Raw genomic sequence first — 16,379 nt, forward strand, 5'->3', positions numbered from 1 at the left:
CGTATGAATTCACGAGTCACTTACTTTGATAAGTCTTTGTGATATTCCGAAGAATATCTGCTGTCCTATCCCAGCAAGTGCCCACACGAATTGCATGGTCGATTTGTTAAAGAGCGTTGCTTGGCGCGCCGTCTGGCTGCTCAAGCGAGGGTCGAAATTATACATCTCAAAACCCGTGAGTCAACGCTTTTTTGCGATCTTTTTTCGTTGTGTTTTTCGAAACAAATCGTCGAAAAACCGCGTGAAAAAAGGGCTCCCAGTAACACCGAAATATCACCTGGAAGACCGACTCCGCTGCCACCTCAGCGGCAACGTGGGGGCGCATTCTACAGACCTAAGAACTGCCGTCAACGACTTTTGTGAAATATTTTTTACGAATTTAAAAGCGGTCAAAAAACCATCAAAACCCGCTCAAACAGCAGAACCAAAAAAGGCGCCTGACGGCGCCTTTTCATTATCTCGAACTGACTGGTTAACGAGTAAACAGATGGTGTTTCTTCTTACCCAGCTTGACCAGGTAGTACTTTCCGAACAGCGCTTTGTCTTCAGCAAAAACGTCAGCCGCTGCCATATTCTGATCCGCACCGATCGCTTCACCGTTAATCAGCACCGCTTTTCGTTGCAGTGCATCCTTGGCTTCACGGCCCGCTTTAACCATACCCGACTCGGTAAACAGTGTAGTCAACGGCTGCTCGGCCAACTGATCCAACGGCAACGCACTGGAAGGCAGACCGTCCAAGCTCAACTGCTGATAATCATCTTCGCTCAATGCAGAGGTATCGCCGCTGAACAGTGCTTGAGTAATCCGCTCAGCCGCCTGCAGACCTTCTTCACCGTGAACCAACCGAGTCACTTCACGCGCCAAAATACCTTGGGCCTGTGGCCGGCCCTGGGCCTGCTTGTCTTCCGCTTCAATCTGCTCAATCTGCTCGATCGGCAGGAAGGTAAAGTAGCGCAGGAACTTGTACACATCGGCATCCGCAGTACCGATCCAGAACTGGTAGAACGCGTAAGGCGATGTCTTACGAGGATCCAACCACACTGTACCCGCTTCGGTCTTACCAAACTTGGTGCCGTCGGACTTGGTAATCAGCGGCAGGGTCAGACCAAACACCTGGTTACGGTTCATCCGACGAGTCAGCTCGGTACCGCCGACAATATTGCCCCACTGATCACTACCGCCGATCTGCAGCGAGCAATCGTGACTCAGATTCAGCTGCTGGAAGTCATAAGATTGCAGGATCATGTAGGTAAATTCGGTAAAGGAGATACCGGCACCTTCACGATCGAGTCGTTGCTTGACCGACTCCTTGTGGATCATCGAGTTGACCGCGAAGTGTTTACCCACATCACGCAAGAACGTCAGCACATCGACGTTCTGAGTCCAGTCCAGGTTATTCACCACTTCGGCGGCATTGTCACCGGCATCGAAATCGATAAAGCGACTGACCTGTGACTTGATCCGCTCAACCCAGGTATTCACAACATCGGGCGTATTCAGCTTACGCTCCTCCGCCTTGAAGGAAGGATCACCAATCAGACCGGTCGCACCGCCGACCAGGGCCAGCGGCTTATGCCCGGCCATCTGGAATCGCTTCAGCGCAAGCAGCGGCACCAACGAACCGATATGCAGACTATCGGCGGTGGGATCGAAGCCACAATAGAGCGTTTGAGAACCTTCACTAAGGTGTTTATCCAGCTCGTCATTACCGGTGACCTGTGCGATCAACCCGCGTGACTCCAGATCCTTTAATAGTGCATTCTCAAACGTCATTTCTCTCACCCAAAAACAGAACCGCGACTGCGGTCGCAAAAAAGTCGCCGTATTCTACCGACTGGCTTCTATCGGCACAATTCAGCCTCTAACTGATTAAATAGATTTAAAACTGCTTATTTATTGAACTATTCCGCCGATAACGTACCTAGATCATGGATCGCTCACGTCGATTTTTTTATACTCGGGCGAATAATCGCCACCCAAGCCAACACTACAGCTGAGCCAATCCACAAGAGCCAATGCGACAACATCTCCAACTACTACGAATTTTGCCAACCCGCACCCATCTGATTGCAATTTCAGCCTGCGTGCTTTTCTTCGCAGGCGCGATGCTGCTGCCTTCCAGCGACGTGGCTGCTAACAAACAGCAGAGCATCACCCTCAAAGCACCGAAGAGCGACACAGCAGCCCCGCAGCAACTGGCGCCAATCCCAAAGCCGATCAGCGCCACCCCGGCTGCGACAACCGCCAGCCCAGCCAAAACCACGCTGGCTATGGTCACACCGATAGAACAACCGAAAGCTGTAGCGGCACCCACGGCAGTAGCGCCTGCTGCAAAGGCTGCCGAACCCGAGCAGCCTGCCGAAGAGTGGCTCAGCATTCAGATCCGCTCCGGTGACAACCTGACCACGCTGTTTAAGAAAGCAGGATTGGGGCCCAACCAGCTGTACCCGATGTTGAACGGCATAAAGCCCAGCAAAGCGCTGGCTCGCTTGAAACCGGGGCAATCTCTGGAGTTTTTGATTGAACAGGGCGAGCTGATCAAGCTTCGCCATATTACGTCACCACTGACACAGACCCTGGTCAGTCGTAGCGACGATAGCTATAAAATCGAAGCGATCGAATTCACCCCGGAGATCACCCACAGCTATCGTCAGGGCACCATTGAAGACTCGCTATTTCTCAGCGCCTCAGACGCCGGCCTCAGCCAGACCAAGATTATGGAGCTTGCCGGCATCTTCGGCTGGGATGTCGACTTCGTGCTGGATATCCGTAAGGGTGACAGCTTTGAAGTCGTCTACGAAGAGCGCTGGCTTGACGGCAAGAAGATCGGTGAAGGCAATATTGTCGCCGCCGAGTTTGTCAATCAGGGTAACGCGTTTCAGGCGATCCGCTACACCGACAGCAATGGTGACAGCAACTACTTCACCCCCGAAGGCAAAAGCATGCGCAAGGCGTTCCTGCGCACACCGGTCGACTTCACCCGCATAAGCTCCCGCTTCAACCCCAACCGCAAGCACCCGATTTTTAAAACCAAGCGGCCCCATCGCGGAGTGGACTATGCCGCGCCCACCGGTACCCCGATCAAGAGCGCGGGCGACGGCAAGGTTATTTTTGCCGGCCGCAAGGGCGGCTACGGTAAAGTGGTTATCGTCCAGCACGGTCAGAAATACACCACCCTGTATGCCCACATGAGCCGCATCAAGCCGGGCATGAAGCGCGGCAAGCGGGTCAAGCAGGGCAACACCATCGGTTACGTCGGCAGCACCGGCTATGCCACCGGCCCACACCTGCACTATGAGTTCCGACTCAATGGCGTGCACCGCAATCCGTTAACGGTAAAACTCCCCCAGGCAGCGCCGCTGCCCAAGAAGGAGATGAACCGCTTCAAGCAGCAGGCAGCCGAACATCTGGCCATGCTTGAAGGTTATCGCCAGACCCAACTGGCGAAGAACTAACGATGGCCGAGTTATCGGGCTACTTTATCGGCCTGATGTCGGGCACCAGTCTGGATGGCATCGATGCGGTAATTGTCCGCCTGGATTCTGAAGCCACCGCTGCGGAGCAAAGCACCCGGTTGGAGCTGATCGACAGCATCTCCCAGCCTTTGCCCACCGAGCTACGCCAACAGATCCTGCAACTGACACAGCCCGGCGACAACGAGATAGAGTTGCTGGGCCAGGTCGATGTGGCTTTCAGCCGCCTTCAAGCCGAGATCGTCAATCAACTTCTGCAGCAATCCGGCATCAAACCGGAGCAGATCCGCGCCATCGGCAGCCACGGCCAGACGCTGCGCCACCGCCCCGAACAGCCGATCCCTTTTACGCTTCAGGTTGGCGACCCGAACACCCTGGCCGAGGCGACCGGCATCTGTGTAGTCGCCGATGTCCGCCGTCGCGACCTGGCCGCCGGAGGCCAAGGCGCACCGCTGGTGCCGGCCTTCCATGCCCAGTTGTTCCGCCACCCTGAGCATCAACGGGCGATCGTCAATATTGGCGGTATGGCCAATGTCACGCTGCTACCGGCGGATGCATCCAGCCCGGTTATCGGTTACGACACCGGGCCCGGCAATGTGCTGCTGGACAGCTGGATTCAACGCCACCAGCAACAACCATTTGATCGCAACGGAGACTGGGCCGGTTCCGGTCGCTGCGATCAACAGCTGTTGCAACAACTGCTGTCGTTGGATTATTTCCGCCAGCCCGCACCCAAGAGTACCGGGCGGGAGCAGTTTAATATCGACTGGCTCGACCAGCAGCTAAGCCTGCAGTCCCTTTCGTTACGCCCCGAGGATGTACAGGCAACCTTGTTGGAATTCAGCGCCCGTACCATCGCCGACGCCCTGCAACAGCACCAGCCCGGCCCCAGCCAGCTGTTTGTCTGCGGCGGCGGCGCCCATAACCAGCTGCTGATGCTACGTCTGCAAAACCTGCTTCCCAAGATAACACTTTCCAGTACCGCAACGTTGGGACTGGAGCCAGATTGGGTCGAGGCCTGCGCCTTTGCCTGGCTGGCACAGCGCTGCCTGGCCCAGCTACCCGGCAACCTTCCTGCTGTAACAGGTGCCCGCGGCGAGCGGATCCTGGGCGGTATTTACCCGGCCTAAACAGCCCACCTATTCCCATCCCAATCGACTATCCTAAGCAGCGTATCTAGATGTAGATACGCAACAATCGGTTATTTATTCACATCAAGGACGATGCGATGAACAAATTTCCCACACCGCTGTTGGTGGTTATGCTCTGCACACCGCTACAGGTTCAAGCGGGCGATATCGGCCCCATCGATCAAGCCGGACAACGCCCAAGCGACAGCTTGCCAGCAATCGAGAAAAGGCAACGACCCGCGTTGATGCTCGCCTCGATCTATCATCCCGAGCCTGCCCCCGATACCTTCTGGATCAGTGAAAAATTCGATGGAGTTCGCGCCTATTGGGATGGCAAACAGTTGTTATCCCGCCAAGGCTACCCAATCCGGGCACCCGGCTGGTTTACCAAAGACTTCCCGTCTACCCCGCTGGATGGAGAGCTCTGGATCGGCCCTGGCCAATTCGAAGCCGTTTCGGCCGCTGCACGACGCTTTCAACCACTGGAGCATGAGTGGCGCCAGATTCGCTATCTGCTGTTTGACCTGCCGACCAGCCCACAACCCTACTGGCAGCGTCGTCTACAACTGCAAGCGCTGACCGAACGACAGCAGATCGCTCACTTGCGGGTGCCTGAATACTGGCGGGTGAAGAGCCAATCGGCGTTACAGCAACTACTGCAACAGCGGCTGGCGGCGGGTGCCGAGGGGCTGATGCTGAACCAGGCCGATGCACGCTACCAAGCTGGCCGCAGCAAAGCGCTGCTAAAACTGAAGCCTTACTTTGACGCCGAAGCCATGGTGCTCGCCCATCTTCCGGACAAGGGGAAGTACAGCGGCATGCTGGGGTCTCTGCTGGTACAGAACGATCAGGGGGTTCGCTTCAAAATCGGTACCGGCTTTACCGATCAACAGCGCCGGATTCCGCCTGCCATCGGCAGCCGAATCAGCTACCGCTACCGCAGCCTGACAGCGAAGGGAAAGCCCCGACACGCCAGTTTTCTGCGACCCTTTGAGCCGCTGTAGCTCAGACGGGATAGAAGCCCAAAAGAAAAAACCCCGAGCGGTAGCCGCTCGGGGTTTTGGGTAACACGCAATGGGTCGGCGATCAGACCGAGAATGAAGATCCGCAACCGCAGGTAGTGGTGGCATTCGGGTTCTTGATTACGAACTGAGACCCCTGCAGGCCCTCTTTGTAATCGACCTCGGCACCAGCCAGGTACTGGAAGCTCATCGGATCGACCAGCAACATCACGCCGTCTTTTTCCACCGAAGTATCATCTTCCGCCATCTCTTCGTCGAAGGTAAAACCATAAGAGAACCCAGAGCAGCCACCGCCGGTGACAAACACCCGCAGCTTCAGGTTGTCGTTCTCTTCTTCTTCGATCAGGCTTCGGACCTTGGCTGCTGCGGCGTCGGTAAACACCAGCGGAGTTTCCGCTTCGTCAGCATCCCAGGATTCAACCGCACTCATAATTCCTCCGGACGGTACGTCATATCTGTGCGCAATTATGCTATTAACCGATTAAAACAGTCAAGAATTAAGCCTTGAACAAGGAGCTGATCAGGGCAACAAGCCAACCAGTTCCAGTCCAGCCGTCTCCTCGAGGCCAAACATGATATTCATGTTCTGAACCGCCTGTCCGGCAGCACCCTTGACCAGGTTATCGATCACCGACAGCACCACCACGGTATCGTCATCCTGAGGCCGGTATACTGCGATACGGCAATGGTTGGCGCCCTTAACACTGCGGGTCTCGGGCAGGCTCCCTGCCGGCATCACATCGACGAAGGGCTCATCGGCATAACGCTCCTCGTAGATCTGCTGCAGGTTGTCACTTGGGTCTTTCAACACCCCGTACAGGGTGGCATGAATACCGCGGATCATCGGTGTCAGGTGCGGTACAAAAGTCAGCCCGACCGGGAAGCCCGCGGCTTCGGCTAAACCCTGCTTGATCTCCGGCAGGTGACGGTGACCGGCAACGCCGTAGGCCTTGAAGCTTTCGCTGGCTTCACACATCAGCATCGGCACACTGGCACCCCGACCGGCGCCGCTGACTCCAGACTTACAGTCCGCCACCAGCCGACGACGGTTGATCAGCCCCTGCTCCAGCAAAGGCAGGAAGCCCAGTTGAGCTGCGGTCGGATAGCAGCCCGGGTTGGCCACCAGCCGTGCATCGCGAATCTGCTCACGGTAAACCTCCGGCAGGCCATACACCGCCTCAGCAACCTGCTCCGGACAGGCGTGCTCCATGCCATACCATTTGGACCACACATCCAGGTCCTTGATCCGGAAATCCGCCGCCAGGTCGATCACCCGTACACCCCGTTCCAGCAACGCCGGCGTCTGCTGCATCGCGATCCCGTTGGGGGTTGCAAAAAACACCAGGTCACATTGAGCCAGCGTCTCCAGATCCGGCTCGGCAAAGGCCAGGTCTACATGGCCTCGCAGGTTCGGATACAGCTCGGATACCCCCTTGCCCGCTTCGGAACGGGAGGTAATTACACTGAGCTCGACCTGCGGGTGGCGGACCAGCAGGCGCAATAGTTCTACTCCGGTATAACCGGTTCCGCCGACAATCCCCACCTTAATTGCTGCCATCGTTCTGATCCTATCTATTCGTTTCAAGCAGTACAGCGCCACCTCAGCGGCTGTACGATAAAGAGGCCGTATAATAAGATGCCTGCTTGAAAATCAAAAGCGACGATTCCAACCTCACCCGCCCCTGGCCGCAAGAGACACCCACCCAATGCGCATGAACTCCCTGAGTCTTAACCATTTACGGCTTCGCCTCGGGGATACTGACGCTCTACCGCAATGGTTGCTGGTTGGACTACTGTCGGGATTACTTACCGGTCTGGTGATGCTGGCGTTTCACCACGCTCTCAACGCGCCTTTGGCGTGGTTCCTACCCGACGGTGATCCGGAAAATTTCGAGGCACTCCCCGCCTGGCTCCGATTCTGCCTGCCTATATTGGGTAGTCTGCTCCTCGGGCTGCTGATGTGGCGTTTTGCCAAGCACGCCCGGGTCGGCATCCCCCATGTGCTGGAACGATTGAGTTATCACCAGGGCCGGCTGCCCCTCCCCAACCTGATCATCCAGTTTGTGGCAGCCGTTGTCAGTTTGGCCAGCGGCCATTCGGGCGGCCGCGAAGGGCCGGCGGTGCATCTGGGTGCCGGTACCTCCAGCCTGCTGGGCCAGTATCTGCGTCTGCCCAATAACAGCCTGCGCACCCTGGTCGGCTGCGGCACCGCCGCCGCCATCGCTGCCGCCTTCAACACCCCGGTGGCCGGTATTATCTTCGCGATGGAAGTGGTGATGATGGAGTACACCGTGGCCGGCTTTATCCCGGTGATGATCGCCGCCATCAGCGCCACCCTGCTACTGCAACTGACTCTCGGCGACGACGTGGTATTTTCGGTCGCCTCGCTGGATATCCACCGGCTCGAAGAGGTCCCCTTTATCGTACTGCTGGGCATCGTGGTCGGGTTGCTGGCGGTGCTGTTCAGCAGGGTGCTGGTCACTACCGCCCGCTGGAATCGTCCCCCGCTGTTTCTGCGCCTGCAACTAGCCGGGCTACTGACCGGACTGTTGGCGCTACTGGTACCGGAGATCATGGGGGTTGGTTACGACAGTATCGGCACCATCCTTGATGGCCAAGGCGCCATCGGCTGGCTATTGACGCTGGCGATCGCCAAGCTGCTGATCACCGCGATAGTCATCGGACTCGGCGTTCCAGTCGGGCTTATCGGTCCGACTCTGTTTATCGGTGCCGCTGCCGGGGCCGCGTTGGGACTTATTGTCCATACCCTGAGCGCCGAAACCGCCTCCAGCCAGGCGCTCTACGCCATGCTCGGCATGGGAGCGATGATGGCCGCCACCCTGCAGGCGCCACTGGCTGCACTGCTGGCATTGCTGGAATTGACCCTGAATCCGAACATCATCTTCCCCGGCGCGCTGGCCATCATTACCTCGACTCTGACCTACCGCTACTGCTTCCGTCAGGGCTCGGCCTTCCAGGCTCTGCTGCTCAGCCGTGGCCAAGACTGGCGTCAGGCACCGCTGGAGCGTTTTCTGGAACGCACCGCGGCCCATAGCCTGATGCTGCCCAAGCCTCCAAATTGTGAGCGCCTGGTCGACCACGATCGTGCCGCTCAACTGGCCGGACTACCCCAAGAGTGGCTGCTGATCGACGGCGAGAACGGCCCCGCCGCTGTCCTGGCCCGGAGTGATCTGGAGCTATTCCTGCAGCAGCACAGAGAAGGGGCCGGCGGCCGGGTTCTGCAGGCCGACGAATTGATCGACCTGTTGGAGCTGCCGGGCCTGCGCCACGACCTTAGCGAACTGGACGCCCGCGCCACCCTGCGCGAAGCCCTGACCCGGATGAATGAAGACAATCGTGACGCCCTGTACCTGATTGACGACAAGGGCAATCCGATGGGCCTGCTGCTACGCAGCGATATCAACCACCATTTCAGCAACCAAAAGAGCGAATAATGCGACAGGGTCTTTACGCCATCACCGATTCAACACTGACACCGGATTCAACCCTGCTCGACCAGGTGGAGCAGGCACTGCGCGGCGGCGCGATGATCGTCCAGTACCGGGATAAATCCGATCAAGCCGACAAACGACTGCGTCAGGCCACAGAGCTGGCACAGCTATGTCGCCGCTACCAACGCCCGCTGTTGATCAACGACGATGTCCAACTAGCCCTAGACAGTGGTGCCGACGGTGTCCATCTGGGTCAGACGGACGGCAGCCTGGAGCAGGCGCGCCAACGCCTGGGGAACGACGCCATTATCGGCATCACCTGCCACGACTCGCTGGAGCTGGCACAACAAGCTCAGCAGGGTGGTGCCGACTATGTCGCCTTCGGCGCCTTTTTCAGCTCCGCCACCAAGCCCGACGCCCGTCCGGCGCCGATGAGCCTGCTAACCGAGGCTAAACAACAACTGTCGGTGCCGGTGGTAGCGATCGGCGGCATCAACAGGGATAATGCGGGCCAACTGATTGAGCAGGGAGCCGATATGATTGCCGTGATCGGCGATCTGTTTGGCCACCCGGATGTGCAAGCCAGCGCCCAAGTCCTGAGCGCTTGTTTTGCCTCCGAGTAGACCACCAACCGGCGGTGCCTAACATAGATCATGTTGTGACCGATGAAGGCATGATTTCATAGGCGACCATCCGAACACAGAACCAACGTATACGCTGTTACGACTTTTTACTGGAGTATCTTCATGTCCCGATCTGACACGCTGTTCGAACAAGCCAAGCAGTACATTCCCGGTGGAGTTAACTCCCCGGTCCGCGCCTTTAAGGCCGTTGGCGGTACCCCGGTGTTTGTCGACCGTGCCGAAGGCGCCTACCTGTACGATGCCGACGGTAAGCGCTATATCGACTACGTCCTGTCCTGGGGCCCGATGATTCTGGGTCACGCCCATCCCACAATCACCAAGGCGGTGATGGACAAGATGCAGAAAGGCCTGAGCTTCGGCACCCCCACCGAGATCGAAACCACCCTGGCCGCCAAGATCTGCGACATGCTGCCCAATGTCGATCTGGTCCGGATGGTCAACTCCGGCACCGAAGCGACCATGAGCGCGATCCGCCTGGCCCGTGGTTTCACCGGTCGCGACAAGATCATCAAATTCGAGGGCTGCTACCACGGCCACTCCGACTCACTGCTGGTCAAGGCCGGTTCCGGTGCTCTGACCCTGGGCGTGCCCAGCTCTCCGGGTGTTCCCGAAGGACTGGCCCAGCACACCGTGACCCTGACCTACAACGATATTGAAGGGGTTCGCCAAGCCTTCAGCGAAATCGGCGAGCAGGTTGCCTGCATCATCGTCGAGCCGGTAGCCGGTAACATGAACTGCGTGCCGCCGATCCCCGGCTTCCTCGAAACCCTGCGTGAGCAGTGTGACCAGTACGGTTCACTGCTGATCATCGACGAGGTCATGACCGGTTTCCGCCTCGGACCGCAAGGTGCCCAGGGCCACTACGGCGTTAAGGCCGACCTGACCACGCTGGGCAAGGTCATCGGTGGTGGTATGCCGGTCGGTGCCTTCGGTGGTCGTCGCGACGTGATGGAGCAGATTGCCCCGCTCGGCCCGGTCTACCAGGCCGGCACCCTGTCCGGCAACCCGATCGCGATGGCGGCGGGCCTGGCACAGATGGAACAGATCACCCAGCCCGGCTTCTACGAGCCGCTGTTCGAAAAGACCGAAACCCTGGTCCAAGGCCTGCGTCAGCGCGCCGAGAAAGCCGGTATCCCGTTCACCACCAACCATGTCGGCAGCATGTTCGGCGCCTTCTTCACCGATGTCGAGAAGGTGGTCAACTTCCAGCAGGCGATCAATTGCAATGCCGAGCACTTCAACCACTTCTTCCACGGCATGCTCGATGAAGGCGTCTACCTGGCTCCGGCCAGTTACGAAGCCGGCTTTATGTCAGCCGCCCACAGCGACGAAGATATCCAGGCAACCCTGGATGCGGCCGAGAAGATCATGAACTCAATCTGAGTCAGAACTCTGCGCGGTTAAGCGCCGAATCAGCCGGGTAAGGAGTCTCTCCCTACCCGGTTTATTTTGCTTTACAGCCCCCCATAACAGCGCAACATGAATCAACCTCACGTTGCGACGCAGCAAGCAATTCTCACCGGTCTTCCCGGCAATTACTGAACATTCCACCACCCCTGCCTGTTTGCACAGTATTTTTTTCACCTGTGCGACATCAATTTAGTCTTTTCGATCAGCGATCCTGTCGCCAACCTTTGCTGCATCTGCGCAACCATCGGAGAACCGGATCGGGGCATCGTGAAATATTAACAGCCATGATCGGCAGGCTTTCGGTTGGCCAAAAATAGTCAGGTGATACACTTTCAAATCAAATAGTTGTACTAAAGTTCAAACACCGGCCTTCCGGTGTTTTGTTTTTCAATCACCCCGTCAATCACCTAAAAACAACAACACGGCCCCAAAATCCATGAACAGATCGGTCAAAGCCAAACACCCTGAAATCGTCAATGTCCAGGAATTGCTGGCTAAGCGTTTGCCCAAAACCCGCGTCAAGGACGCCCAGCAGCTGGCGAGTCAATATTACAGCTGCAGCGTTTCCCGGGAGATCGCCCGTCTCGCTACCGAAGATCTCTACGGCGCGATCCTGTGTCTTTGGGATCTACTTCAACAACGACGCAGCGGGCAGGCGCTGGTTCGGCTTTATAATCCGACCCCGGAAGATCATCGCTGGCACAGCACCCACAGTATTCTCGAAGTGCTATCGGACGACATGCCGTTCCTGGTCGCCAGTATTTCGCTGGCGTTGGATAATGCCGGTATCACCATTCACCAGATCACCCATCCGGTGATCCAGGTCGAGCGCGACAAACAGGGTAAACTGAAGAAACTGCTGGAGTTGAATCAGCAGAGCGATAAGTCCCAGCCCGAAGCACTGATGCGGATCGAGATCGACCATCAACCGGACGAAGACTCCCGCCGCAAGGTGATCGAGACCGTCGAGCAGGTGATTCAGCAGGTTCGTCAGGCGGTCGAAGACTGGCCGCAGATGTGCGACACCCTGCGCCAGGCGATCGAGTGGAGTCGCAGCGAGGCGCGCCACTCCGACGGTGACGAGGCCGACGAATCGCTGGCGTTTCTGAACTGGCTACTGGATGATCATTTCGTCTTTCTCGGCTACCGCTATTACGAACTAGATCAAGGTAAGCAGACCCAAACCCTGCGCTATCAACAGGATAGCGGCTTGGGGCTATTCCGCGTGGTGCCCGAGGATCAGCAGGAGGTCCAACTCGACGGCTACCTGGGGCAACTGGCGCTCAAGCCGGACCTGCTGGTACTGACCAAATCCACCAGCCGATCCACGGTCCAGCGTCCGGCCTACCTGGATCGGATTGGCGTCAAGAAGATCGACGCCGACGGCAAGGTGCTGGGCGAATGGCGCTTCTACGGACTCTACTCCTCCACCGCTTACAGCGTGCCGCTGGAACAGGTACCGCTGCTGCGTCGCAAAGTCTCGAAACTGTTTGAGCGGGCCCACCTGACGCCCAACAGCCACAGCGGCAAGAACCTGCGCCATCTGGTCACCACCTTCCCGCGGGACGAGATGCTGCAGGCCGAATACGATCAGCTGGAGCAGATTCTGCTGGGGATGCTGGAGTGCGAGGAGCGCCGCCAGTTGCGGCTGTTCCTGCGTCCCGACACCTACGATCGCTACATCACCGCCCAGGTTCTGGTTCCGCGGGATCACTACGATACTGAGCTGCGCCAGAAGATGCGGCTGATTCTGCTGGAGGCCTTCGACGGCCATGCCAGCGAATTCACCGTACGCCTGAGCGACCATGCACTGGCCCAGATCCAGTTCACCGTGCACTGTCACAACGCCCACGAGAAGGCGGTCGATATCGAAGCCCTCGAGGCACGGATGAACGAGGCGATGGCCTCCTGGCAGGACCAGCTCCATGCCGCGCTGTCGGAGAAGGCCGGCGAAGCCGAAGCCAACCGACTGCTGCGCCTGTTCGCCAACGCCATGCCGGTGGCCTATCGCGACGATTTCAGTCCGCGTCGGACCGTCACCGACCTACAGCGACTGGCCGAGCTGCAGCCGGGTGAGTTGTCGACCTATCTGTACCGCCCACTGGAGGAGTTCGACAGCCTCCACTTCAAGGTCCTAGGCGCCGGTGACAGCCTGGCCCTGTCCGATGTACTGCCGATCCTGGAACATATGGGGGTTCGGGTTCTCAACGCCCGCCCCTACAGCATCAACTGCAGCAACGAGGATGAATTCTGGATTCTCGACTTCCGCCTGTCGGTGGCCGGCAGCTTCGATCCGGAGGACAGCCACCTCAAGCAGCAGTTCCAAGAGACCTTTACCCGCAGCTACTACAACCAGATCGAGGACGACGGTTTCAACGAACTGGTGATCGCCGCCGGGCTGAGTTGGCGTCAGGTGATGGTGCTGCGGGCGATCTGCAAATACCTGCTGCAACTGGCGATCCCGTTCTCGCAGAAATACATGGAGGAGACCCTCAGTCACAATCCACACGTGGCCCGCAATCTGGTCAAACTGTTCGAAACCCGTTTCGACCCAGATATGCGCCACGATCGCGACGACCGCAGCAAGATGCTGATCGAATCGATCGACGAGGCCCTGGAAGCGGTGGAAAACCTCGACCAGGACCGGATTCTGCGCCACTACCTGAGCGTGATTCAGGCGATGCTGCGGACCAACTTCTACCAGGTCGAGGCCGATGGCCTGACCCCGAAGGGTTACGCCTCCTTCAAGCTGGATACCGATTCGATCCCGGCCGCCCCACAACCGCGGCCCAAGTTTGAAACCTTTATCTACGCCCCCTGGGTTGAAGGGGTTCATCTGCGCGGCGGCAAGGTCGCCCGCGGCGGTCTGCGCTGGTCGGATCGGCGCGAGGATTTCCGCACCGAGGTGCTGGGACTGGTCAAGGCGCAGATGGTCAAGAACGCCGTGATCGTGCCGGTCGGCGCCAAGGGCGGCTTCGTGCCCAAGCAGCTGCCGACCCACTCCCGTGAGGCGATGATGGAGGAGGGAATCCGCTGCTACGAGACCTTTATCCGCGCCCTGCTCGACCTGGCCGATAACCGCCAGGACGGCAAGATCATCCCGCCGGAAAATGTGGTGCGCTACGACGACGACGATCCCTATCTGGTGGTCGCCGCCGACAAGGGAACCGCAACCTTCTCAGATATCGCCAACCGGATCTCAGTCGAATACGGCTTCTGGCTCGGTGACGCCTTCGCCTCCGGCGGCGCCAACGGCTACGACCACAAGAAGATGGGCATCACCGCCCGCGGCGCCTGGGAATCGGTCAAGCGGTTGTTCCTGGAGCGTGGTATCGACTGCCAGACCCAACCGTTCACGGCGGCGGGGATCGGCGACATGGGTGGCGATGTGTTCGGCAACGGCATGCTGCTGTCGAAGCAGACCAAGCTGGTAGCAGCCTTCAACCACCTGCATATCTTTATCGATCCGGATCCGGATCCGGCAACCTCCTGGGAAGAACGCAAGCGCCTGTTCGACCTACCCCGCTCCAGCTGGGAGGACTACAACAGCGAGCTGATCAGCCATGGCGGCGGAGTGTTCTCTCGGGCATCGAAATCGATCACCCTCAGTGACGAGATCCGCAAATTGCTGGATGTCAGCGCCAAGCGGCTGGCGCCCAACGAGTTGATCCAGGCGATCCTGAAAGCCCCGGTCGATCTGCTCTGGAATGGCGGTATCGGCACCTACGTCAAATCCGAGGGAGAAACCAATGACGCGGTCGGCGATCGCGCCAACGATGCACTGCGGATCAACGGCAACGAGCTGCGCACCAAGATTGTCGGCGAAGGCGGTAACCTGGGGATGACCCAGCGTGGCCGGGTCGAATACGCGCGCCAGGGCGGCCTGCTCAATACCGACGCGATCGACAATGCCGGCGGGGTCCACTCGTCGGATTACGAGGTCAACCTGAAGATCCTGCTCGACCAGGAGGTGGCGGCGCAGGATCTGACCGCCAAGCAGCGTAACCGACTGCTGGCCAGCATGACCGACGAAGTAGCCTCGCTGGTGCTGCAGCAGAACTACCACCAGAGCCAGATCCTGAGCCTGGTCCGACGTCGTTGCTCGGATCTGATCGACGACCATCGCCGTCTGATCCATATGCTCGAGAGCGAAGGTCGACTGCGCCGCCGGCTGGAGTTCCTGCCCAACGACGAGCAGCTCGAAGAACTGTCCCGCAGCGGAGCCGGCCTGACCCGTCCGGAGATCGCCGTGCTGCTGGCTTACAGCAAGCTGCGCCTGTTCGATCAGTTGATCGAAGGCCAGATCGGCGATGACGAGGATCTGGCCAAGGAGCTACCGAGCTACTTCCCGGTACCGATCCAGCAACAGTATCCCGAGCAGCTCGACCAACACCCGCTGCGTAGCGAACTGATCGCCACCCATATCACCAACCTGATCGGCAACCGCTTCGGTTCTACCATCATCCACTACCTGGAGGAGGAGACCCGGTGCGATCCGCTTGACGCGGTACGGGCGCTGTTGGCGGCACGGGATATCCTCGATATTCCGACACTCTGGCAACTGCTCGAAGAGGCCGAAGTCCGACTCGACAACGACCTGTTCAGTGATCTGATGCTGGAGCTGCAACAGGTTCTGAAACGCTCGGCGCTATGGCTGTTACGCAACAACGGCGCACCTTTGTCGATTGCCCGAATGCGGGGACTCTACCGCGATGGGGTGAAACAGGTCCTGGAGGCACTACCGGAACTGTTGAGCACGCAGCAGCAGGCCAACCCGAGGGACGCGCTGGTCGACGAAGCGGGTCTTCCCGACAGTTTGAAGCAGCTCGAGCGACTCTACTATCCGCTCGATATCGTGATGCTGGCTCACCAGTCCGGCCAGGGTGAACTACCGGCAACCGAAGCCTTTATCCTGCTGGAGAAACAGCTGGGGCTGTGGCAGCTGCGCGATCATATCGAGTCACTGCCGGGTAACGATCTGTGGGAACGCAAGGCCCGCATCAGTCTGGAAGACGAACTGGACCGGGGATTGGCCGGCACAGTGGCCAAGCTGCTCAACAGTACCGACCCGGAACTGAGCGTGGCCGAACGTCTGAGCCAGTGGCAACAGAGCAACCAGAACCTGCTCAAACACTTCCAGTCCACCTGCGACGAGGTCAACAGCCAGGATGCGCCTAATCTGTCGATGCTGTCGGTCGCGGTACGGGAGCTAAGCCTGCTGTATTGATTTACAGTCTTTATCCCAAA

10 protein-coding genes are annotated in these 16,379 nt (G+C 58.5%); 7 read left to right on the forward strand and 3 right to left on the reverse strand.

Annotation, left to right across the window (positions count from 1 at the left end; translation table 11 throughout):
• Positions 1 to 472: 472 nt before the first annotated feature.
• On the reverse strand, positions 473 to 1,774 hold the full coding sequence (gene tyrS / locus DV711_RS17955; protein WP_114697131.1) for a tyrosine--tRNA ligase: 1,302 nt from the start codon (positions 1,772 to 1,774) through the stop codon (positions 473 to 475).
• Between the two features lie 332 nt (positions 1,775 to 2,106).
• Between tyrS and DV711_RS17960 the strand changes: the two genes are divergently transcribed.
• The 3 genes from DV711_RS17960 (at position 2,107) to DV711_RS17970 (ending at position 5,608) form a co-directional block, all read left to right on the forward strand.
• Complete coding sequence (locus tag DV711_RS17960) at positions 2,107 to 3,456, forward strand: OapA family protein (RefSeq protein ID WP_243633882.1); 1,350 nt, start codon at positions 2,107 to 2,109, stop codon at positions 3,454 to 3,456.
• A gap of 2 nt (positions 3,457 to 3,458) precedes the next feature.
• Complete coding sequence (locus tag DV711_RS17965; RefSeq protein ID WP_114697133.1) at positions 3,459 to 4,604, forward strand: anhydro-N-acetylmuramic acid kinase; 1,146 nt, start codon at positions 3,459 to 3,461, stop codon at positions 4,602 to 4,604.
• A 98-nt stretch (positions 4,605 to 4,702) separates the two neighbouring features.
• A complete protein-coding gene (locus tag DV711_RS17970; RefSeq protein WP_243633883.1) occupies positions 4,703 to 5,608 on the forward strand; it encodes a DNA ligase in 906 nt (301 codons plus the stop codon).
• Between the two features lie 82 nt (positions 5,609 to 5,690).
• Here DV711_RS17970 and erpA read toward each other — a convergent pair whose 3' ends face one another.
• Positions 5,691 to 6,056 carry an iron-sulfur cluster insertion protein ErpA gene (erpA, locus tag DV711_RS17975; RefSeq protein WP_114697134.1) on the reverse strand — a complete coding sequence of 122 codons (366 nt, stop codon included), beginning with the start codon at positions 6,054 to 6,056 and terminating at the stop codon, positions 5,691 to 5,693.
• A 90-nt stretch (positions 6,057 to 6,146) separates the two neighbouring features.
• Complete coding sequence (argC, locus tag DV711_RS17980; RefSeq protein ID WP_114697135.1) at positions 6,147 to 7,184, reverse strand: N-acetyl-gamma-glutamyl-phosphate reductase; 1,038 nt, start codon at positions 7,182 to 7,184, stop codon at positions 6,147 to 6,149.
• Between the two features lie 148 nt (positions 7,185 to 7,332).
• Here argC and DV711_RS17985 point away from each other — a divergent pair, with 148 nt between their 5' ends.
• From DV711_RS17985 to DV711_RS18000, 4 genes are all read left to right on the forward strand, one after another.
• Complete coding sequence (locus DV711_RS17985) at positions 7,333 to 9,081, forward strand: chloride channel protein (protein WP_114697136.1); 1,749 nt, start codon at positions 7,333 to 7,335, stop codon at positions 9,079 to 9,081.
• Positions 9,081 to 9,701, forward strand: a complete 621-nt coding sequence (gene thiE, locus DV711_RS17990) for a thiamine phosphate synthase (protein ID WP_114697137.1) — start codon at positions 9,081 to 9,083, stop codon at positions 9,699 to 9,701. Before DV711_RS17985 ends, thiE begins: the two co-directional genes overlap by 1 nt.
• 123 nt (positions 9,702 to 9,824) lie before the next feature.
• Positions 9,825 to 11,105 (forward strand): glutamate-1-semialdehyde 2,1-aminomutase, encoded by a 1,281-nt coding sequence (gene hemL, locus DV711_RS17995; RefSeq protein WP_114697138.1) that lies wholly within the window; start codon positions 9,825 to 9,827, stop codon positions 11,103 to 11,105.
• A 463-nt stretch (positions 11,106 to 11,568) separates the two neighbouring features.
• A complete protein-coding gene (locus DV711_RS18000; RefSeq protein ID WP_114697139.1) occupies positions 11,569 to 16,359 on the forward strand; it encodes an NAD-glutamate dehydrogenase in 4,791 nt (1,596 codons plus the stop codon).
• The last annotated feature ends 20 nt before the right edge of the window (positions 16,360 to 16,379 follow it).

It is taken from the genome of Motiliproteus coralliicola (assembly GCF_003345655.1).
GTDB classification, from domain to species: Bacteria; Pseudomonadota; Gammaproteobacteria; order Pseudomonadales; family Balneatricaceae; genus Motiliproteus; species Motiliproteus coralliicola.